The 22,447-nt window shown below is 40.7% G+C and carries 19 protein-coding genes; 18 read left to right on the plus strand and 1 reads right to left on the minus strand.

Features of this window, described 5'->3' with window-relative positions:
- Positions 1–102: 102 nt before the first annotated feature.
- The 4 genes from FCL54_RS04560 to FCL54_RS04575 all read left to right on the plus strand — a co-directional run bounded on the left by FCL54_RS04560 (position 103) and on the right by FCL54_RS04575 (position 4,146).
- Positions 103–1,398, plus strand: coding sequence for an ABC transporter substrate-binding protein (locus tag FCL54_RS04560; protein ID WP_138123675.1), 1,296 nt, complete (start codon positions 103–105; stop codon positions 1,396–1,398).
- Positions 1,399–1,480: 82 nt separating this feature from the next.
- Entirely contained in the window at positions 1,481–2,458 is a 978-nt protein-coding gene (locus tag FCL54_RS04565; RefSeq protein WP_138123677.1) for a carbohydrate ABC transporter permease, read from the plus strand.
- The gene (locus tag FCL54_RS04570; protein WP_138123679.1) at positions 2,458–3,279 is read left to right on the plus strand and encodes a carbohydrate ABC transporter permease; all 822 of its coding nucleotides are present in this window, start codon (positions 2,458–2,460) and stop codon (positions 3,277–3,279) included. The genes FCL54_RS04565 and FCL54_RS04570 overlap by 1 nt, the downstream gene beginning before the upstream one ends.
- A 138-nt stretch (positions 3,280–3,417) precedes the next feature.
- Positions 3,418–4,146: an SDR family oxidoreductase gene (locus FCL54_RS04575; RefSeq protein WP_138123681.1), complete on the plus strand. Its 729-nt coding sequence runs from the start codon at positions 3,418–3,420 to the stop codon at positions 4,144–4,146.
- A 238-nt stretch (positions 4,147–4,384) separates the two neighbouring features.
- Here the strand turns inward: FCL54_RS04575 and FCL54_RS04580 are convergent, their stop codons facing one another.
- Positions 4,385–5,494 (minus strand): CdaR family transcriptional regulator, encoded by a 1,110-nt coding sequence (locus tag FCL54_RS04580; RefSeq protein ID WP_138123683.1) that lies wholly within the window; start codon positions 5,492–5,494, stop codon positions 4,385–4,387.
- A gap of 148 nt (positions 5,495–5,642) precedes the next feature.
- Here FCL54_RS04580 and FCL54_RS04585 point away from each other — a divergent pair, with 148 nt between their 5' ends.
- From FCL54_RS04585 to pdxA, 14 genes are all read left to right on the plus strand, one after another.
- On the plus strand, positions 5,643–6,812 hold the full coding sequence (locus tag FCL54_RS04585; RefSeq protein WP_138123685.1) for a glycerate kinase: 1,170 nt from the start codon (positions 5,643–5,645) through the stop codon (positions 6,810–6,812).
- The gene (locus FCL54_RS04590) at positions 6,802–7,932 is read left to right on the plus strand and encodes a 2-keto-3-deoxygluconate permease (RefSeq protein WP_138123687.1); all 1,131 of its coding nucleotides are present in this window, start codon (positions 6,802–6,804) and stop codon (positions 7,930–7,932) included. Before FCL54_RS04585 ends, FCL54_RS04590 begins: the two co-directional genes overlap by 11 nt.
- A 166-nt stretch (positions 7,933–8,098) precedes the next feature.
- The gene (larA, locus tag FCL54_RS04595; protein ID WP_138123689.1) at positions 8,099–9,361 is read left to right on the plus strand and encodes a nickel-dependent lactate racemase; all 1,263 of its coding nucleotides are present in this window, start codon (positions 8,099–8,101) and stop codon (positions 9,359–9,361) included.
- Between the two features lie 145 nt (positions 9,362–9,506).
- Positions 9,507–10,550, plus strand: coding sequence for a nickel pincer cofactor biosynthesis protein LarC2 (larC2, locus tag FCL54_RS24330; protein WP_246055136.1), 1,044 nt, complete (start codon positions 9,507–9,509; stop codon positions 10,548–10,550).
- Positions 10,551–10,569: 19 nt separating this feature from the next.
- A complete protein-coding gene (locus FCL54_RS04605; RefSeq protein ID WP_138123691.1) occupies positions 10,570–11,199 on the plus strand; it encodes an urease accessory protein UreH in 630 nt (209 codons plus the stop codon).
- A 149-nt stretch (positions 11,200–11,348) separates the two neighbouring features.
- The gene (locus tag FCL54_RS04610) at positions 11,349–13,166 is read left to right on the plus strand and encodes a sigma-54-dependent Fis family transcriptional regulator (protein WP_138123693.1); all 1,818 of its coding nucleotides are present in this window, start codon (positions 11,349–11,351) and stop codon (positions 13,164–13,166) included.
- Positions 13,167–13,292: 126 nt separating this feature from the next.
- A complete protein-coding gene (locus tag FCL54_RS04615; protein WP_281281349.1) occupies positions 13,293–14,591 on the plus strand; it encodes a four-carbon acid sugar kinase family protein in 1,299 nt (432 codons plus the stop codon).
- A gap of 13 nt (positions 14,592–14,604) precedes the next feature.
- Complete coding sequence (locus FCL54_RS04620; RefSeq protein WP_138123697.1) at positions 14,605–15,633, plus strand: TRAP transporter substrate-binding protein; 1,029 nt, start codon at positions 14,605–14,607, stop codon at positions 15,631–15,633.
- 70 nt (positions 15,634–15,703) lie between these two features.
- On the plus strand, positions 15,704–16,183 hold the full coding sequence (locus tag FCL54_RS04625) for a TRAP transporter small permease (protein ID WP_138123699.1): 480 nt from the start codon (positions 15,704–15,706) through the stop codon (positions 16,181–16,183).
- Entirely contained in the window at positions 16,183–17,457 is a 1,275-nt protein-coding gene (locus FCL54_RS04630) for a TRAP transporter large permease (RefSeq protein ID WP_138123701.1), read from the plus strand. The genes FCL54_RS04625 and FCL54_RS04630 overlap by 1 nt, the downstream gene beginning before the upstream one ends.
- 17 nt (positions 17,458–17,474) lie before the next feature.
- Positions 17,475–18,737: a nickel pincer cofactor-dependent isomerase, group 22 gene (locus tag FCL54_RS04635; RefSeq protein ID WP_138123703.1), complete on the plus strand. Its 1,263-nt coding sequence runs from the start codon at positions 17,475–17,477 to the stop codon at positions 18,735–18,737.
- Between the two features lies 1 nt (position 18,738).
- Positions 18,739–20,175 (plus strand): aldehyde dehydrogenase family protein, encoded by a 1,437-nt coding sequence (locus tag FCL54_RS04640; RefSeq protein ID WP_138123705.1) that lies wholly within the window; start codon positions 18,739–18,741, stop codon positions 20,173–20,175.
- A 21-nt stretch (positions 20,176–20,196) separates the two neighbouring features.
- Positions 20,197–21,402 carry a hydroxyacid-oxoacid transhydrogenase gene (locus tag FCL54_RS04645; protein WP_138123707.1) on the plus strand — a complete coding sequence of 402 codons (1,206 nt, stop codon included), beginning with the start codon at positions 20,197–20,199 and terminating at the stop codon, positions 21,400–21,402.
- A 15-nt stretch (positions 21,403–21,417) separates the two neighbouring features.
- Positions 21,418–22,425 carry a 4-hydroxythreonine-4-phosphate dehydrogenase PdxA gene (gene pdxA, locus FCL54_RS04650; protein ID WP_138123709.1) on the plus strand — a complete coding sequence of 336 codons (1,008 nt, stop codon included), beginning with the start codon at positions 21,418–21,420 and terminating at the stop codon, positions 22,423–22,425.
- Positions 22,426–22,447: the final 22 nt, after the last annotated feature.

A 22,447-nucleotide genomic window follows, 5' to 3' on the forward strand; every position in this document is an offset into this window, starting at 1 on the left:
AAAATAGTGAAGGGATTCTTAGCTCATACCTGCTTGCCAGGATGATATAGTTTAATTGTTAGCGTTTTCATACAAAATTAATAAGGGGGAGCAAAAAATACGATGAAAAAATTTAAGTTTTTGTCATTATTCCTTGTGCTGGCATTAGTGTTAGCCGCTTGCAGTAACTCCAATTCCAGTTCAGGCGAAGGCGGAGATAGTGGTGGCAGCAATGACGGCGGCGAAGGCAAGCTTGATATCTTTAGCTGGTGGACAGGTGCTGGTGAAGAAGACGGATTGAATGCATTGATCGATCTTTTCAAAGAAAAGCATCCTGATGTTGATGTGGAAAATGCTGCTGTAGCTGGTGGAGCAGGTACGAACGCAAAAGCGGTGCTTGCGAGCCGCATGCAGGGTGACGATCCTCCGGCAACTTTCCAGGTGCATGGTGGTGCAGAGCTTAACGAAGGCTGGGTTGCAGCTGGGAAAATGGAGCCACTAAATGATCTGTATGAAGAAAACGGCTGGAATGACAAGTTTCCGGAAGATTTAATCGACATGGTAAGTAAGGATGGCGACATTTATTCCGTTCCGGTAGACATCCATCGCGGAAATGTACTATGGTACAACACAAAAGTATTTGAAGAAAACGGTGTAGAAGTTCCTACGACTTTTGATGAATTCTTTGCTGCAGCTGACAAGCTAAAAGCAGCTGGCGTTACGCCACTTGCTCTTGGAGACAAAGAGCCATGGACAGCTACACAGATTTTTGAAAACGTTTTGTTAGGCCAGCTTGGTCCGGATGACTACAAGAAGTTATTCAACGGTGAGCTTTCTTTTACAGATCCAAAAGTGAAAGAATCTGCAGAAATATTCAAGAAAATGCTTTCTTATATCAATGAAGACCACAGTTCCCGTAACTGGCAGGATGCTTCCCAGTTAGTTGCAAACGGTGAAGCTGCAATGAACATTATGGGTGACTGGGCGAAAGGTTATTTTGTTAATGACCTGGATCTTAAAGTAAAAGAAGACTTCGGATGGACAGAAACTCCTGGTACAGATGGAATGTTCATGATTATCACCGATACATTTGGACTTCCAAAAGGCGTTTCAAACCCTGATGACGTGAAAAAGTTCTTGACTGTACTTGGTTCAGTTGAAGGACAGGATGTATTTAATCCATTAAAAGGATCAATTCCTGCACGTGTTGATGCAGATAAGTCTAAATATGACGCGTACGGCCAGGAAACAATGGAAGACTTCAAAGATGCTTCTCTAGCACCAAGCCTTGCTCACGGATCAGCAGCTGCAGAAGGTTTCTTAACTAAAGTAAACCAGGCAGTAAACATTTTTGTTACACAGCAGAACGTTGATCAGTTTATTGATTCTCTTGATCAAGCTTCAGCAGAATTGAAGTAAGAAGCAATGTGGAAGGGGGAAGGAGGTTATTCTCTTCTCCCTTTTTCTATTGAACGAAAGATAGATAGAAGGAGGTTCAGTCATGGATCCGGTACGGTCTTCAGTGAAAGAAACACCATCTGAAATAAAAATGAAAACAAGTAAAAAAAAGCGAGTATTAACAAAAGATCATATGCTGGCAATAGGCTTTTTAACTCCATCCCTGATTTTGATAGCTGTCTTTGTATATGGTTTTATCGGATGGACCGGTTATGTATCTGTAAGTAACTGGAACAGTCTTGTGCCTGATTTTTCTTTTGCAGGTTTTGAAAACTATGTTTACCTCTTTCAGGATTTTCGTTTCCAGGCAGACTTAAGGAACACTCTGTTCTTTACGATCATGTTCATCCTGGCGGTCATTGTTGTTGGTATCCTTTTGGCTATCATGCTGGATCAGAAAATCAGGCAGGAATCCCTTTTCAGAAATATTTTCTTTTTCCCGATGGCATTGTCTTTTGTTGTAACAGGGGTTGTATGGCAGTGGCTATTAAATCCATCTACAGGTGTGAACCTTTTCCTGAGTAAAATAGGTTTGGATTCCAAATGGTATACCGATACAACAATTATACCTGGCGTGGAATGGGGAAAAATCGAATTCGGTATTCCGGTTGCATTGATTGCGGTTGTAATCGCAGCTGTATGGCAAATGACCGGTTTCTCGGTCGCGATGTACCTGGCAGGTTTACGAGGTATTCCGGAAGAAGTAAGAGAAGCGGCTAGAATGGACGGTGCATCAGAATTCCAGGTGTATTGGAAAGTTATTCTGCCTTTGCTTCGCCCGATCACGGTAAGTGTTGTAATTATTATGGCTCACATTTCATTGAAAATCTTTGACCTGATTTATGCAATGACTGGACCGGGAGCAAACTACGTTACGGATGTTCCGGGCGTATATATGTATGAAACAACCTTTAGAGGAAACTATTATGCGAATGGTGCGGCAATTGCGATTATCATGCTTCTATCTGTTGCAATCTTTATCGTTCCGTATCTTATTTCAAGTAGAAAGGGTGAATCTTAATGGCTTTACGCTCAATTACGCGCCCCCTTTTATATATTCTTTTAATTGCGATCAGCCTCTTTTACTTAATGCCTGTGTACGTCATGCTTGTTACAAGCTTAAAACCGCTTGATGAGATTACGCTCGCTGAAATGTGGAAGATACCGACTTCGATAGATTTCAGCAGTTATTCTGTGGCCTTTTCAAAGCTTGCACCGAACTTAATGAATAGTTTTTACCTGGTAATACCGGCGACAATTCTGTCGGCGCTGCTTGGCTCGTTAAACGGTTATGTTCTTTCGAAATGGCAGTTTAAAGGATCGAATGCACTTTTTACAGCGATTTTGTTTGGAATGTTTATTCCTTATCAAAGTATTTTGATTCCTCTTATCCAGTTCTTAAGAGAAATCGGTTTGTATAACACGATTGCAGGATTGGTTTTCGTCCATGTTGTATACGGTCTTCCTATCACGACGTTAATGTTCCGAAACTTTTATGCAAGTATCCCTGTTTCGATGTTAGAATCGGCAAAAATTGATGGAGCGGGCTTCCTGGGAATTTTCCGCCATATTATGATTCCTTTATCGATAACTGGGTTTGTTGTAGTAGGAATCTGGCAATTCACGAATATCTGGAACGAGTTCCTGTTTGCTGTAACGATTACAACATCTGACCAACAGCCTGTTATGGTTGCATTGCAGAACCTGTCAGGAAGCCAGATCGTCCAGTGGAACGTCCAGATGGCAGGTGCTCTATTAGCAGCCCTGCCTACACTGCTCGTCTACATCTTCCTCGGAAAATTCTTCGTAAGAGGATTACTGGCAGGATCTGTAAAAGGATAAAGCGAGCGCAAGAAGAGACCTGGTTATAGAGATGTTATCCACAATAAAATTCGAGGTCTGACCCCAATTTTATTGTGGATAACTCTTTAAACAAACGTTTGTTTAATAGATTTATAAATAGTAAAAAGGAGTGGTAGAATGGCAAGTTTGAAAGGATCTGTTGCGATTATTACTGGCGCCAGCCGTGGGGTTGGAAGAGAGACTGCTATTAAATTGGCAGAAGAAGGCTGCCATGTGGTCCTTGCAGCACGTACTGAGTCTGAGCTTAACCAGATTGCTGACAAAGCTTCTTCCTACGGTGTTACTGCTTTGCCAGTGGTTACAGATGTTTCTAAAGAGGAAGATGTTAAAAAACTTGTAAGTGAGACACTCGAACAATTCGGCAAAATCGATATCCTGATCAATAATGCCGGTATAGGAAAGTATGGAACGATTGATGAAATCTCAGTTGACGATTATGATGCGATGATGAATACGAATATGAAAAGCACATTCTTATGTTCAAAATTTGTTTTGCCGGAGATGAAAAAGCAAGAGCAGGGGCACATTTTGAATGTTGCATCTGTAGCAGGATTGAGAGGATTGCCAAATGAAGCGGTCTATTGTGCAACAAAGCATGCACAGCGCGGATTTGCCCAGTCGCTAGACTATGAAGCCCGTCCTTATGGAGTTAAGGTGAGCTGTATCTCACCTGGAGGAATCAACACAGACTTCGCAATCGGATCAGGCAGGGAAAAAGGAGATCCAGCGCTTGAGAATTTCCTTAAACCTGAGCAAGTTGCAGACGTCATTATTCATACTCTGAAACAGCCGGAAGATGCGAGAATCATAGAAGTTACGATGAGGCCGATGTCAGAGCCGTTGTAGAAATTGAGAGGGTGCCAGGCACTGCAAATGGACAAATGTCCACGAGCGGTGCCTGGCACGTCTTTTTAGAATTTGTGGAGTGGAAATCAAAAATACTGCAGTGTTACCTCCGGGCAGATCGTTAAGTGAGGAAAAGAAAAAAGAGTTAAGGCGAATACTAAAACAAGCAGAATTGATAGGGACTGATTGAACAGCCCCTATCAGTTCCTGCTCCATGAAGAGAGAATAAACGTTTTCTTTAACCGTAATAGTTTGTCTTCCCCGCTTTTTTCTTTGAGATCCATATAGCAATCCTGAGGGTAAGGGCGTCTTTAAAATACCGGGGGTCATAACCCGTTTCCTCCTTTACCTTATTCAAGCGATAGATCAAAGTGTTTCTGTGAATAAATAATGCATCTGAGGTTTGCTGAATGTTAAGATTGTTTTCAAAAAAAGCTTCAAGGGTGTCAACGTAGCTTGATAAAGAATCATTCATGATCCTCTGTGAAAACCTTTTTGCCCCCGGATGACTTATTTGATAGATTAACGCTTTTGCTTCAATATCTGCAAACGAGATAATTTCCTGACTGCTATTGCTAATTTCAAACGCAAGGTCACAATCTTTATAAGACTGGTTGCATTCTTCTATAGAGTCGAAGGGAGTACTGAAAGATAGTTGAAAAGTGAGCTTTATTTTTTTAAGTTCATAGTATATTCTCTCGACTCGTTTTATCGTTTGGGATTCAGTTAATCCGTTCAACATTACAAACAATCGGTTAATGTTAATAAAGCCGACAATTCCATTTCCCTGACCTATTATTTGTTCTATTTTTTGAATCAAGGTATGGTTAGGTATGGCACGTTCCTTCATCTGGATGATAAGGGTGAGAAACGGTGGATTTAACGTTAGTTCAATTAAGCTTAAGCCCCGGTTAATAGCTTCATAGGAAGGACTGGGCTTTAATAGCTCTTCTATGATCATTTCCTTTGTCCGCTGCTTCCACTCCATTTGGGAGGCGATATATTCTTGTTTTATCATTAGCTCCGTAGTCATTCTAACCAGGCCGCCAAGGTCCTCCATTTCATCAGGATTCCCTGTTATACCAATAACACCTACAATTCGGTTCTGGAAGGAAATAGGCAAATTCAGCCCCGGCTGGGATCCTCTCCACTTACCATCGTCTGTCGGAGAAATTTTAAGGGTCTCGCCTGTCCTCAACACCTCCACTGCCCCTTCATGAATATGATCAATTCTCGAGGCATCGCGGGATGCTATGATAACACCTTTATCATTCATTATGTTCACATTCCGGTTTAAGCGAATAGAGGTTTCTTTAACTATGACGTTAGCAATCTGCCTGGTGAGCATTTCAGTTTTTCCCTCCGTTTTAGTTTGAACAAACAAAAAATTCTAAAAATAACCACTTTTTTTTATACATTATACATAAAGAATATGATAGTCAAGATTAGTATAATGAGAAACAACAAATTGAAAGCGTTTTCTGTGGGGTGGTTTATTGAAAATTGTAATAGCACCAGATTCATTCAAAGGAAGTTTAAGCGCAATCGAAGCGGCTGAAGCGATGAACAGGGGCGTTAAGAGAGCGGTTCCTGATGCTGAAACAGTGCTTCTTCCTGTAGCAGATGGCGGTGAAGGAACCCTTGAAACACTCGTTGCTGCGACTGGAGGGATTAGAAAGAGCGTTACTGTTACTGGACCTCTTGGAAATAAGGCAGCGGCAGAATATGGGATACTCGGCGATAATGAAACCTGTGTCATTGAGATGGCAAGTGCTTCGGGTTTGGCTTTAGTTTCGCAAAAAGAACTTAATCCTTTAATTACAACAACCTTCGGGACAGGGGAACTCATTAAACATGCACTGGATGATGGATATAGATCTTTCATTCTCGCCGTTGGCGGATCAGCCACGAATGATGGTGGAGCCGGCATGTTGCAAGCCCTGGGATTAAAAATCCTTGACCAGCAAAATCAAGAGCTTTCCTTTGGGGGAGGAGAACTTGCCAGAGTAAGAAAAATTGATATCAGTGGGTTTGACCAGAGAGTTAAACAAAGTAAATTCTTAATAGCTTCCGATGTTCAAAATCCTCTTATAGGACCGGATGGGGCATCCAGTGTTTTTGGACCACAAAAAGGTGCAACGCCCGAGGATGTTACGCTCCTCGATAAATGCCTTTCCCATTGGGCTGATAAAGTTGAGGAAGTTACCAGCATCCATCTGCATGATAGGCCTGGTGCAGGAGCAGCCGGAGGGATCGGCGGGGCATTTCAAGCTTTTTTTCCTTCTGAAATGAAACGGGGCATCGATGTTGTCATTCAGTATACAGGACTTTTCAAATTGCTTCCAAACACAGATCTTGTTATTTCTGGAGAAGGACAGGTCGATTTTCAAACAGCATCTGGAAAGACGCCGATGGGGGTTGCACAGGCTGCAAAAAGCTTGGAAATTCCAACAATTATCATGGCAGGCTCAGTTGGAACCGGTATTGAAGTGTTGTACCAGTTTGGGATTGTAAGCGTTAACAGTATTATTAACCAGCCGATGAAATTAAGTGATGCTATCGAAAATGCGTCCCTGCTTTTAGAAAGAAGCACAGAGCAAGTTGTTCGAACCTATTTTCATAGTCAAATAATAAAAAAACAGGAGGTTCTGCAGTATGAGAATTAAACAAACGATTGAAAAAGTTCCTGGAGGGTTAATGGTAGTTCCATTGATGTTCGGAGCATTGCTTAACACCATTGACCAAATGCATATTCCCTTTGTGATGGACATGTTAAAATCCCTCGGGGTAGCCGAGACTGCTGATGGGTATTATGAATTCCTAAGAATCGGTGGATTCTCAGAAGCTTTGTTTAAAAATGGTGCTCTAGTCTTAATCGCTTTATTCCTATTTTCTGCTGGAAGCCAGATGAACCTTAAAATCGGTGGAACTGCGTTGAAAAAAGGTGTGCTTTTGACCTCTTCAAAATACTTAACTGGTTTGGCTGTAGGTATTCTGTTTGGTTATATCTTTGATCCGATGCATGGTTTGTTCGGATTATCTACGATGGCAATAATAGCCGGAATGACCAACGGAAACGGTGGAATGTATGCTGCTTTAACAAGCCAATATGGAAACCGCTCTGATGTAGGAGCTGTAGCGATTCTTTCACTTAACGACGGACCTTTCTTTACGCTTATGTCTTTAGGGTTATTAGGGTCTAGCTTCCCGACTATAGCATTTGTAGCAGTTTTACTGCCGATTGCCATTGGTATGATTCTTGGAAATCTGGATCCTGAGATCAGAGACTTCCTTAAACCAGGAGAAATTTTACCAGTACCGTTTTTCGCTTTTGCTTTAGGGGCAGGTATGAACCTTGCGAACTTCTTTAATCCATCCGTGGTTGCTGCAGGATTAACGATCGGATTGCTAACAACACTATTAACTGGTACAACTGGAATTCTTGTCTTTAAATTATTCAAGGAAAAAAGTTATATTGCTCCGGTTTCTGAAGCTTCAACAGCCGGGAACGCAGCAGCGACGCCAGCAGCTATTGCAGCTGCAGCATCGGTAGCAGCAGGGTCAGGTATGATGACAGCAGCTGAAGCAGGTGCTTTCGAAAGTATTGCAGCTGTTGCAACAGCCCAGATTTCAATCGCGACGTTAACTACCGCGATCCTGTGCCCAATCGCCGTCATCCTGGTTGACCGCTATCAAAAGAGCAAAGGGATCGATGGACGTATTGAACGTGGCGAGCAAGGAAAACAGACAACTGCAAATGAAAATGTTCATTCAGCCGTGAATTAAGAACGGCGAGCGGGGCTGACTCTATCGATTTCCTCTTCTGTTATGGGGGGATACAATCGAAGTTTTGAGTCAGTCCTGTTATATTTTCTTTCAATATATGGTTAACTAGTAATAAATCTACTAACATATGCTCTAATGCTGTAAATAAATAAAGAGAGGGATAAACATGGAAACAACTTTACTATATGGAAAAAACGGTCTTTCATTAAACTTGCCAGATGATACGTTTGTCGTTGAACCAAATAACCTTCCGGGTGTACCGGATGAAAAGGCTGAAATAAAAAAGACGCTTGAAAATCCGATCGGAACAGAACCGTTGAAAAACATGGTGAACTCGACTGACACTGTAGCTATTGTGATCAGTGATATAACAAGGCCCACACCGAACCACATTTTAGTTCCTATGTTGATCGAAGAACTTAATCATGTTCCTCTAGAGAACTTTGTGATCATCAACGGAACCGGAACACACCGTGATCAAACACGGGAGGAGTTTATCCAAATGCTTGGTGAATGGGTTGTCGATAATATCCGAATCGTAAACAATCATTGCCATGATAAGGATTCATTGGTAAATCTCGGACAAAGCAAGTTCGGGTGTGATGTGTATTTAAACAAAGATTATGTGGAGGCTGATTTCCGGATTGTAACAGGGTTTATCGAACCTCACTTCTTTGCAGGCTTTTCTGGTGGCCCTAAAGGAATCATGCCAGGTATTGCAGGAATCGAGACGATCATGACCTTTCATAATGCACGTATGATCGGTGATCCTCGTTCCACATGGGGAAACATGACTGATAATCCAGTACAGGAAATGACGAGAGAAATCAATCGGATGTGCAAGCCGCATTTTATGCTCAATGTCACCCTGAATAGAGAAAAGGAAATAACAGCAGTTTTTGCCGGGGAACTCTATCAAGCACATGATAAAGGCTGCGATTTTGCCAAAGAGCATGCGATGATACAGTGTGAGGAACGCTTTGATGTTGTCATTACTTCTAATTCAGGCTATCCGCTTGATCAAAACCTTTACCAGGCAGTAAAAGGAATGAGTGCTGCCCACAAAATCGTTAAAAAAGGCGGGGCGATCATCATAGCGTCCGAGTGTTCAGATGGACTGCCAAGCCACGGTAATTACTCAAAGATCTTTGAATTTGCGAATAGTCCACAGGAGTTGTTGGATTTAATCAACGATCCTGAATTTAAAATGTTTGACCAGTGGCAAGTACAAAAACAGGCGGTTACCCAGGTGTGGGCGGATGTCTATGTTTATTCGTCTCTTACAGAGGAACAGGTCCGGGGAGCAATGCTCGAACCGACAAATGATATAGAGGAAACAGTAAGAGAACTTAAGCAAAAATATGGAGAAAAAATGTCGATAGCCGTTTTACCGCTTGGCCCCTTGACCATTCCATATGTGGAAGAGTAGCATGTTTTAAACACCAGGTCTTAATCGCCACTTTGATTAAGGTCTTTCTTCCATTCACAGGCGATAATTTGGTTTATTAAAAAGGTTATTATTATGATAAAATTTAGTTTATTATAATTAGGTCTGCTTTTAGGGGAGAAAGAATTTGAAACTATTAGTAAGCGGTATAGAAAATGTGTTATTGCAGGAGATTTTCCGGACGATTATTTCATCAACCGACTCGAATGAGTTAAAAAAGTTCAGTGAACAGTTAAAATCTGTGGATGTTCTTTTAAAGTCAGGTTATTTCTTAGAATCTCGAATTACTACTTATTCTTATAATAAAATGGAACAACACTCTACTTTAACAGGGTGTTATGCAAAAGCGTTTATGGATAGTTTTGACGATGAAGAATTTCTTGCAGGGCTCGCTTTTCTGGTTTGGCTCCAACAGAAAAAGATCTATGAAATAGTATCATTTCCTCATGAAATCAATCCCACTATATTGAAGCAGGATGTAAGCCTGAGTGGGTTAAACATAAAGCTTGATGCAGCTAGACACAATGTGCTTCCAACATTAAGCTTTTTACAGTTTTTAAAGAAAATGGACGTTCTTACCTATTTGAAACATCCAATGGAAGAATCATATAGCTTTTCAATAAAGGAACAATTCTCTCTGATTCGAAATGGCGAACTAGTAGGCAAAGTGACGTTGCTAGATGTACCAGATAACCAGGCAAAAAAAACAAGTCATACGATCCAACATATTGATTCTGACATGCAGCTGCTTCAGGTTAACATCGACGATTTGAATCCTGAAATTCTTGCGTATGTAACAGAGCAGTTATTTGCAGCCGGAGCGAATGATGTTTTTTCCCAACCGATTATTATGAAAAAAGGCAGAAGTGCCACAATGCTTACGGTTCTATGTGGAAGAGAAAGCGTAAAAGCAATAGAGACTATCATCTTTAGGGAAACTACAACACTGGGAATCAGAAGATTGGCTACAACTGTACACCGGTTAGCCCGAGAAATAGATAGCATCAGTACACCCTGGGGAGAAGTGAAAATAAAAATCGGGCGGCAAAACGGGAAAATCACTCAAATTTCTCCTGAATTTGAAGATTGTAAAAAGGTCGCAGAACAAAACAATATCCCTTTGAAACTGGTATATAATTGGATTAATAATCAAACAACTGAGAGGTATTAAAAGGGAAGGAAGATTATATTTGGGAAGTATTTATTCGATTTTAGGGGTGGGTTTTGTACTTGGTATAAAGCATGCGATTGAACCAGATCATATTGTTGCAGTATCTACGATAGCTGGTCGCTCAAAGAGTATGTGGAAATCGTCTGTTGCAGGCGTTTTTTGGGGGATAGGACATACTGCTACACTTCTGGTTGTTGGAATGCTGCTTATTTTTTTCAAAACTCAAATGACAGAATCGCTGGTTCTATCACTGGAGTTTGTAGTTGGGATAATGTTAGTTTATCTCGGTACTACCACACTTTATTCCAAAAATAAGCAGATTGATTATTCCTATGGAACTGTACAAAAAAAGTCTATGGCGATCGGATTTGTTCATGGTCTTGCCGGCAGCGCCGCCATGGTTCTTTTAACATTATCTACAGTAGAAAGTATGCTACAGGGATTATGGTATATTTTAATTTTTGGATTAGGGACAGTGGCTGGAATGCTAATGTTCTCTACCTTTTTGAGTATGCCTTTTCTCCTGGCTAAACGTAAAAGACTTCATCCAAACTTGATAGGAGCAACAGGTGTCATAAGTATATTGTTTGGGCTTTATTATATGTTTAATCTTGGGTTTACAGAAGGATTATTTGACTATTGGTTTTAAATGTTAATATGAATTGCGATCGGCATAGAATGAAGTTCATTCTATGTCTTTTTTGTTTGTAAGTATAAAGTACAATTGCAATTATCAATGATTATCAATAAAATAGAGTTGTAAAATGCAACAAGAATAAATGGAGGCGTTTACAGGTTATGGCAAAATTGTTGGTAATTGCACCATATCAGGGATTGCATGATTTATTTTATCAAGTTAATAAAGAATTGAACAAAGATATGGAGATACAGGTTGGGAATTTATATAAAGGATTAGAAATCGCAAAGGCCAATGAACACAAAGGGTTTGATGTCATTATCAGCAGGGGGGCTACTGCCAGAATAATCGGGGAGGAAGTATCGATACCTGTTGTGGACTTGGATATTTCTGGTTATGACATCCTTCGTTCCTTAACGCTATTGAAAGGCTATTCAGGAAAAATAGGAATCATGAGCTATTTAAATGTTGTTCAAGGAGCGGATTCAATTGGAGCTTTGCTTGGAATAGACCTGACTTCTTTTCTTATCCATAATGAAGAAGAAATTGAAAGCGCTATAAAAAAAGCAAAAGAGAATGATATAGAGGTTATGATCGGAGATGTTATTTCAACCTCTGTAGCCCAAAGGTATGGAATGCATGGAATTCTTATAACTTCTGGAAGAGAGGCAGTCATTGAAGCGATAGAACGTGCAGAGCAAATCGCTTATTACTGTAACAAAACAAAGGAAACGAGCCGATTGAATGAACTTGCCATCCAGCATGCGAATCATGGAATTATCGTTACTGATGAGAACGGATACTGTAAGAATGTTAATGAAAAAGCGGCTTATTTTCTACAAACAGATCAGAGTAACCTTCTAAACCATCGGGTAAGTGAAAGGGTTCCTTTTTTAAATTTAAAAAATGTCCTTCAAAGCAGAAAATCAGAAAGCTTTAAAGAAATTGACTTTGGCGTACAGCAGTTTGATATTTCAAAGGTACCTTTAGAGGAAAATGGAAAAGTGGTAGGAGCAGTAGCGTTCTTATATTCTTCAAAAGAAGACAAGCCTAAATCGACAGGAAGACCATCGGTTCACTTTAATCAATTAGTTGCTAATTCTGATGGGATAAAAAAGACCATGGAGAGTGCCAGGAACATCACTAATTCTAATATGCCGACTATTATCTATGGGGAATCTGGCACGGGTAAAACAAGTCTAGCGCAGGCGATTCACAATGAGAGCGATAGAAGCCCCTTTCCATTTGTGTTACTGGACATAAACGAATTGTCCGTTGATAAAGTATACACAGAACTATTTGGACACGAGGGGAAAGGAAGCCTGTTTGAAAGGGCGAACGGAGGTACGGTTTGCTTGAAAGGAATTGACTTTTTACCTTCGTATATTGCAGCAAAGCTACTATCCATTTTGCATTCTAAAAAGATTGAAACCCTGAACGGGGAGATACATTTCGATGTAAGAGTTATATCCATATTAGAAAAACAACCTGAGTTCCGTGACAAGAACCGCAGTAGTTTATACCGGTTCTTAAGTGGTTTTTCTATAAAGTTACCACCATTGAGAGAAAGAAAGGATGATATCGAAGATCTTATACGATGGTTCATTGCCTCGATTAACGCTAATTTAGGCAAACAAATTGTTGGGGTTACACCGGCTACGCTTAAACATTTTATGGAATATGACTGGCCTGGAAATATTGCGGAGCTACATACCGCAGTGCAAGAAATGTGTTTTCTTAGTGGTGGTCCTTTCATTGAGGAGGCAACCGCTTTGGAAGTTATGGCTAACCTAAAAGAGCAGCAAGCTGCAAACTCCTACTCTTCTTTTGACTTAAGTAAGACATTAGAAGAAATTGAAGCTGACATTATCCACAAAATTATGGAGGAAGAGAATCATAATCAAACAAAGGTAGCTGCTAGATTAGGAATCAATCGCACAACGTTATGGAGAAAATTAAAATTTTCAGAAAATGTTTAAAAATGTAACATATTTTTCATTTAACAGTATTGTAAATGTAAACACCCCTTTGTTAGAATTTTGTTAACAAGTTATTTGAATTACTAACATCTAAGAAAGGAGGGGGGCGAAATAAACCGGGTAATTATAGTTGCAGATGATCTTACAGGAGCAAACGATACAGGGTTGCAATTTGCAAAAGAAGGTTATTCAACAACAGTGCTCCTTCACAAACCAGAAGATGATTCAGATATCCCTGATTCGAATATTTGCGTTCTCAACACTGATTCAAGGGCTGCTAGTTTTGATGAGGCTTATCAATATGTGTTTGATTTTTCAAATGCAGTAAATAAGCATGAATACGAGATCATTTATAAAAAAATTGATTCAACGCTTAGAGGAAACATAGGCATAGAGATTGATGCGATGATGGATAGCTTCAACCTGGATGCAGCGGTTATTGTTCCTGCCTATCCAGGGAATGGTCGCAAAACTATTGGAGGATACCATCTTATTAACGGCCTATTACTGGAAGACTCTGATATATCAAATGATCCTACATATCCAGTAAAACAATCTTTTATACCGGAAATAATAAAAAAACAATCTAAGAGGGAAGTCGAGTTAATTGATTTGCGAAAAATCAGATCAAATAGTCTTGTTTCGGAAATAGAGAGCTCATTGGAAAAAGGGAAAGAATTACTTATTTTTGACTGTTTTAATTACACTGATATGCAAGCGATTACAACAGCGGTTAATTCGATGGACAAGAAAATCCTCTGGGTTGGTTCGGCTGGTTTAACCCACGCACTTTCAGAAGGCTTGATTGAAGGAACACCTTATACATCTGATGATATGACTGTTCTGTCTAATCATGAGGATCCTATTTTAATTGTAGCCGGAAGCGTAAGCAAAGTGACAAGGCAACAAATTGCTGTTTTACGGAATGAAGGATTAAAAGTATGTGAGCTAGATCCTTCCATTTTACTAGAAGAAGGAATTACTTCAGACATTCTCTCTAGTGTCAAAAAACACTTAGAGAAAAAAGGAAATCTTGTTATTACAACAATTCAAGATGAAGACTCCGCCGTTCGGTTGGAGGAATGGACAAAAAAGAACAATGTAAACCCGAGAAAAGTTGGGGAATTGATCGCAAGGAATTTAGGGGAGCTTGCTTCCAAATTAGTTCACAGCAGTAAGGTGGCTGGCCTCGTGTTAACAGGAGGGGACATCGCGCACAGCACGTGTTCCTGGTTGGAAATAGAGGCATTGCAAATTGTAGAAGAAATTGAAGAAGGCATTCCTTTAAGTATAATAAACGGTGGAAAATTCAGGGGTCTGCCGGTTGTAACAAAAGCCGGTGCTTTCGGAAATGACTATTCCTTATTAAATTCTATTAAAAGGTTAAGTGGAAAAGAGATGGATCATAAAAAAGCTATTAAATAATAGGAGGAAAAGAATGAAAAAAATTGCAGGTATTCTCATGTCGTTAATCATGGTCTTTGCGCTAGCTGCTTGTGGGGAAAATGAAAGCGCTTCCTCATCTGGTTCGGATTCTGGTTCAGATAGCGGCGGAATTGAAAAGATGACATTGAAGGTAGGACACACTCTTTCAGACACATCTCATTACCAGGAAGGATTAAAGAAGTTTAAAGAATTGGTTGAAGAGAAATCAGATGGCCAGATTACTGTTGAAATCTTCCCTAACGGATCTCTTGGCGGAGAGCGTGAGATGATTGAAGGATTAGACATCGGAACAGTAGACATGGTTCTATCTTCCACAGGTCCAATGAGTGGATTTGCTCCAGAAGTAACTGTTGTAGACCTTCCATTCCTATTTAGAGATGCAGATCATGCACATAAAGTATTGGATGGAGAAATAGGACAAGACCTTCTTAAGAAATTAGAATCTGAAGGGATGAAAGGCCTTTCATGGTGGGAGAACGGATTTAGAAACGTAACAAACAATGTTCGCCCTGTTGAAAAGCCGGAAGATCTTAAAGGGCTTAAGTTAAGAACAATGGAAAATGAAATTCACATGGCGGCATTTGAAGAGATGGGTGCAGACCCAACACCGATGGCATTCCCGGAATTATTTACAGCCCTTCAACAGGGAGTAGTTGATGGGGAAGAGAACCCGGTTCCAGTTATCTGGAGTTCCCGTTTCTATGAAGTTCAGGACTACTTAACTATGACAAGACATGTTTACAACCCATCTATTATGCTGATTTCCAAAAGTAAATTTGATGGTTATTCAGAGGAAGTACAGAACCTATTGTTAGAGTCATCTAAAGAAGCTGGAGATTATGAGCGTCAGGTAGTTCAAGATATGGAAGATAAATATTTATCACAGTTAGAGGAAAAAGGCATGAATGTTATTACTGATGTTGATCTTGAACCATTTGAAAAAGCTGTTCAGCCTGTATATGACAAATACAGCGAGCAATTTGGCAAAGATTTAATTGAAAATATTAAAAACACAAAATAAGGAAATACGGATAGGAGCTCTTCCTATCCGTATAAGTTTTATTAATGTTTGTTTTGGAGGGGGCTAGTAGATGCTTCTGCTGCTAAAAGGTATTGATGCTATAAATAAAGTGTTAAGAATAGTAGTTGCTGTTTTACTAATAATTATGTCGATTGTAATCGCCGTACAGGTCTTTTCTCGTTTCATCCTCGGTAATTCTATAACATGGTCAGAGGAGCTTGCGCGTTATCTCATGATTTGGCTGGTTTTTCTTGCTTCAAGCCTTGCGTTACGGATGAAGGCTCTTATTGGTGTAGAAGCCATTTCTGAACGTTTATCCTTTAAAGCAAGAAGGTTTCTTAAAACAATCGTACATGCTTTAAACATTGCTTTTTTCGTCTTTTTATTGATAAAAGGAGTGGAAATGCTGGGCCATGTTCAAACGCAAAGCTCACCTGCTATGCATATTTCTATGGCATGGGCATATGCAGCTATTCCAGTAGGATCTTTCCTGATGATCATTAACTCCATAGCAGTATTAATAGAATTTTATAAAGGGGGTGGGGAGTAGTGATACCAGTAGTCATAATTAGCTTACTTGTATTGTTCGCCCTTAGCGTGCCTATTGCTATTTCCCTTGGGATCACCTCAACTATCGCCGTATCCTATACAGGTATGCCCTTATTAGTAGTTATTCAAAGGATGTTTGGGGCAATTGATTTATTTCCTTTAATGGCTATCCCATTTTTCATTTTGGCGGGAAACCTGATGGAAGCAGGCGGGATATCAAAGAGGCTTGTTAACTTTGCTAACTCCCTTGTTGGAGGATTAAGCGGAGGACTCGCGGCAGTAGCTGTCGTAACCTCCATGTTCTTTGCGGCGATTTCGGGATCAGGACCTGCAACGGTAGCAGCAATAGGTTCAATCTTAATTCCGGCCATGATCGCAAAAGGATATGACCGCAACTTTGCAGGAGCTGTCCAATCCGTTTCGGGCGAGTTGGGAGTTATCATCCCTCCAAGTATCCCGTTGATTCTTTATGGTGTTACAGCAGAAGTATCGATCGGTACACTTTTTATCGCGGGTGTTATCCCGGGATTATTTATAGCTGGTTCATTACTGCTCACTGTATTTGTACTTTCTAAAAAGAAAGGATATCAGGGCACGCCAAACATAACGAATGCTGATCGGATTAAAGCTTTTAAGGACGCTATTCTAGCTTTGCTTATGCCTGGAATTATTCTTGGGGGTATTTATGGAGGGATATTCACTCCTACAGAAGCGGCAGGTGTAGCAGTAGTATACGCATTTATCGTTGGGTTCTTCGTTTATAGAGAGCTTAAATTTAAAAACCTGATCGACGTTTTTGCAAGATCGGCAATCACTACCTCTATCATTATGATCATTATTTCGACAGCAGGATTATTCGGATGGATTCTAACAAGGGAAAGAATACCGCAAAAAATTGCAGAATCATTCATGCAATTTACGGATAGCCCTATAGTATTCCTACTATTAATCAATGTGTTGTTATGGATAGTAGGGATGTTTTTTGAAACTGCATCATCCATTATTATTCTGGCACCGATTCTCACTCCGATCGCAGTGATGGTTGGTGTAGATCCGGTCCACTTTGGGATTATTATGGTAGTTAACCTTGCTATGGGTATGGTTACTCCACCTCTGGGTGTTAATTTGTTTGTATCTGTCCAAATAGCAAATACCACCCTGGAGAGAATAACAAAAGCGATACTGCCGTTCCTGTTCGTGGTTATTGTAGATATTCTAATAATTAGTTACTTGCCGCAGTTATCAATGTGGCTGCCATCTTTAATGGATAAATAAAGATTGGAGGGTCCTGAATGAAGTTTCCCAGAGTTGTGAAAATCCATCAGCATTTTCCTGATGACAAGATTGATAACATAGCTTTAACTGTTGAAGAACAATTATCAAAAGCAGAAATAAGATCCACTGTTAAACCTGAAATGCGAATCGCCATAACAGCAGGAAGCAGAGGGATATCCAATATTGCGGAAATCATCCGTTCTACTTCTGAGGAGCTGAAAAAATTAGGCGCAAAACCTTTTGTAGTTCCAGCTATGGGAAGCCATGGCGGTGCGACTGCTGAAGGCCAAAAAGAAGTATTAGAAAGCCTGGGAGTTACAGAGGATTACTGTGGAGTGCCTATTTTGTCTTCTATGGAAGTTGAGGAGATTGGAAAAACAGAAGAAGGCCTCCCTGTATATATGGATAAGCATGCCTGGAATGCAGATGGCGTTATCGTGATGGGAAGAATTAAAGCGCATACTGATTTTAAGGCGCCCATTGAAAGCGGACTTTTAAAAATGTCCTCGATCGGTCTTGGAAAACACGCCCAGGCCCAGGCGATCCATACTTACGGTGTCCATGGCATAAGGGACAAAATGCCAGAAGTAGGAAAAGTTGTCCTCGGCTCTGGAAAAGTTGTTTTTGGAATCGGTATTGTTGAAAATGCTTATGAAGAAACAGCAGTTATTGAGGCTATCCCAACAGAGAAAATCATTGACCGGGAACAAGAGCTTCTCAGTCATTCTAAAAGCTTGATGCCGTCCCTGCCGGTCAAGGATATTGATATCCTGTTTGTGGATGAAATTGGGAAAAACTACAGCGGTACCGGGATGGATACAAATATCATCGGAAGAATCCGTATCCTCGGAGTGGAGGAACCATCCGAGCCGAGGATTAAATATATTATTGCGGGCGATGTTAGTGAGCCTTCACACGGAAATGCGCTGGGAATTGGCTTAGCAGACTTAACGACGGAGCGCCTATTCCGGAAAATTAACCATCAAGCGATGAATGAAAATGTCATCACAAGCACCTTTTTAGATCGGGCAAAGATACCGATCGTTCTTTCCAGTGACAGTGCAGCAATTAAAGCGGCGCAAAGAGCAAACTGGGGAGTAGAAGATGAATACACTCGTTTTATTCGTATTCCAAATACAATGGATGTTCACCACCTTTACATTTCTGAAAGTCTTATTCCTGAAGTCTCAAAATTGGAACATGTTGAGATTGTAGGAGAGCCGAAGGAAATGGAATTTGATGAAAACGGAGACTTTAAAAGAGCAGAGGGGAGTTTTTAGTATGGTACAAGCTACATCAAATGTGTACGGCAGCTTAATTGGCGGGCAATGGATAAAAGGGGAAGAAAAATTGCCAGTCAAGAACAAATATACTGGCGAGACTATTGGCTACATAACAAATGCCTCCAGAAAAGATGTCGAAAGTGCAGTTGGAAATGCACTGGAAACGTTTAAAAATAACAAGCTGTCTGTTCATAAACGCTATGAAATTCTTATGAAAGCAGCAGAAATATTTGCGGAAAGAAAAGAAGAATTAGCACTGACGATCGTTAGAGAAGCTGGTAAAGTACTGAAGGATGCCAGAGGGGAAATCGACCGGGGAATTCAGACTTTTATTGCTTCCGCAGAGGAAGCAAAACGGATTACAGGAGAAGGCATTCCGTTAGCCGGGCAGCCCGGTAATGAAAATAAAATGTCCTTTACACTTCGAGTTCCAGTCGGTGTTATCGGAGCGATTACGCCGTTTAACTTTCCTTTTAATTTAACAGCTCATAAAATTGCTCCAGCAATTGCAGCCGGGAACACAGTAGTACTGAAGCCAGCAGAGCTCACGCCGATTATTGCAAACAAAATGGCAGAAATCCTGCGAGAAGCAGGTCTTCCTGATGGATACTTAAATGTTGTAAACGGACTGGGGAAAGACACTGGACAGTATTTGTTGGAAGATGAAAGAATCGCTATGTTTACATTTACAGGAAGTCCAGGAGTAGGCCGCCATATCAAGAGTACAACAGGAATCCGAAAAGTAACGCTTGAACTTGGTAATAACTCTCCAAATATTGTGCATAACGATGTCGCAGATCTAGATCGGGCAGCGGAACTATGTGTAACAAGAGGATATGTCAATTCGGGACAGGCGTGCATATCTGTTCAACGAATTTATGTCCAGAAGGAAATTTATGATCAATTCGTTGAGAAAGCGATTGCCGTAGCCAAAACAATCAATGTTGGGAATCCTGAATTGGAAGATACAGATATCGGACCTATGATTTCTGAAAAGGCAGCAGCTCGTGCGGAAGAATGGATTAAGGAAGCTGAAGAGCAGGGAGCTGAAATCGCTTTTGGAGGGAAACGTAACGGTGCCGTACTTGATCCTACTATCGTGACAAACGTTAAACCATCTATGAAACTAGTTTGTGAAGAAGTATTTGCCCCTGTCATCAGCATCATTCCTTATGAAACAATTGATGAGGCATTTGAACAGGCGAATGATTCGGAGTTTGGACTGCAGGCAGGAGTTTTTACCTCAGACTTAAACCTTGCAATGAAGGCGGCCCAAACACTGGAATTTGGCGGAGTAATCATCAACAACGTTTCTACTTATCGGGCGGATATCATGCCGTATGGCGGTATCAAAAACAGTGGTGTAGGAAAAGAAGGGCCGAAATATGCAATTGAAGAAATGACGGATGAAAGAATCGTCGTTATTGACCTTTAATAAATATAGGAGATGTTCTTAATGAGAGATAATTTCGAGTTTTTTTCAACTAAAAACGTCGTGTTCGGGAATGGTTCCATTCAAAAGCTAGACAAAATCCTACAGCGTTTTAATGCAAAGAATGTTCTCATCATCACTGATGAAGGGATAAAAAACGCTGGCTTATTGACTAAGGTTTCAAGTTTAATAGAGGCGAAGGACTATAATGTCGTAATCTTTGACAAAGCTGTTCCAGAACCGCCGGTCGAGACGGCGATGGAGTGTTATGAGTTTGCTAAGAACGAGCAAAAGACTGATGTTATTATTGGTCTTGGCGGGGGAAGCAGCATTGATCTTGCAAAAATAGTTGCATTATTAATGGAATATGGCGGCCACCCACGTGATTATTTTGGCGGCGAGAATCTTGTTCCTGGGCCTATTGCACCTCTAATAGCTATTCCAACTACTGCTGGGACAGGCTCAGAAGTAACTTCTGTAGCTGTTCTTACGGATACGGAGAACAATCTAAAAGTTGGAATTTCTGATAACTATTTACGGCCGGCTGTTGCACTTCTAGATCCAGAACTAACAGTGAATCTTCCTTCTTTTGTAACTGCATGCTCGGGCATCGACGCGCTTTCACATGCGGTGGAAGCTTTTACGGCAAAAGACTTCAAGTATATCCAGGCTGAAGGGGAATTGCTCTTCCAGGGAGCTAACCCGATCAGTGACGGCCTCGCCTACAAAGCGATTGAATTAATTTCCCAAAACCTTACACTAGCAGTTCAGCAAGGAAGTAACCTTGAGGCAAGAGCAAATATGCTTATGGGAAGTTTGCTGGCGGGTATGGCTTTCTCTAATGCCGGTACAGCCGCTGCCCATGCACTTGCTTATCCGATCGGTGCAAGATCGAAAGCACCACACGGGCTTGTTACCGGACTTCTTCTTCCATACGTCATGGATTATAATAATAATGTTGTTCCAGAAAAAATGGCAGGCATCGCACGGGCATTTAATGTAAGTACGGATGGCTTAAGTTCGGTGGAAGCAGGAAGAAAAGCTGTTGAAGCAATTCTGGAACTGTTATCGAACATCGGGTTACCAACAAGACTATCTGAAATTAATATAGATAAGAATGACCTTGCAGAAATTGCGGAACAAGCTCTTCCTATTGAAAGGCTGATTCGAAATAATCCCCGAGTGCCAACGAAAGATAGCTTAATAGAATTGTTGAATAAAGCATACTAACCAGGAGGGAATTAAATGTCTGATAATAAGCCTATCATTTGTATTACAATGGGAGATGCAGCGGGAGTTGGTCCTGAAATAATTGTTAAAGCACTAGCCGATTCGGAGCTTTATCAGAATAGTAACCCGCTCGTGATCGGTGATGCAAAAGTGTTAGAACGAGCTAACAAAATTGTTAAGGGAGAATTAAAAGTAAATGCGATTTCTTCTGTTGAAGAGGCGGGTTTCTCTTATGGCACAATTGATTGTATAGACTTAGATCTAATCCCGGAAAGCTTAGAAATTGGCAAGGTTTCTCCTGAAGCAGGACATGCTGCATTTAAATACCTTGAAAAAGCGATAGACCTTGCCAACAATAAGAAAATCGATGCGATTTGTACGGCTCCGTTAAATAAAGAAGCGCTGCATAAAGGGGGCCATATCTATCCTGGCCATACCGAGATTCTTGCTGATCTTACCGGTACAGAAGACTTCGCGATGATGCTGACTGCCCCTAATCTAAGAGTGATCCATGTGACTACGCATATGGGACTGATAGATGCTATAAATAAAATTGAGCCAGAACGTGTCCATAAAGTTATTCATCTTGCAGATGAAACACTCAAAAGAGCAGGAATCGAAAACCCCAGAATAGCAGTATGCGGTATTAATCCGCATGCGGGTGAAAATGGACTGTTCGGATATGGGGAAGAAGAAGAGAAAATTATTCCTGCAATTGAAAAGGCTGAAAAAGAAGGGATTAACGTTACGGGTCCATATCCGGCAGATACACTGTTCTTCAGAGCCGGAAGAGGTGATTTTGATATTGTTGTGGCAATGTATCATGATCAGGGACACGGCCCGATAAAAGTACTGGGCCTTGAGTCAGGCGTGAATATTACGGTTGGCCTTCCGATTATCCGGACAAGTGTAGACCATGGAACTGCTTTTGACATCGCTGGTACCGGCATAGCCGATGAAGCTAGCTTGAAAGAAGCGTATAGACAGGCAGTAGAATTATCCCCTCGCAAGCGCATTAATTAAAACTACCTTAATTGGAGGGAAG

Origin of the sequence: Exobacillus caeni, assembly GCF_005747095.1 — a bacterium.
Lineage (GTDB): Bacteria > Bacillota > Bacilli > Bacillales > Guptibacillaceae > Exobacillus > Exobacillus caeni.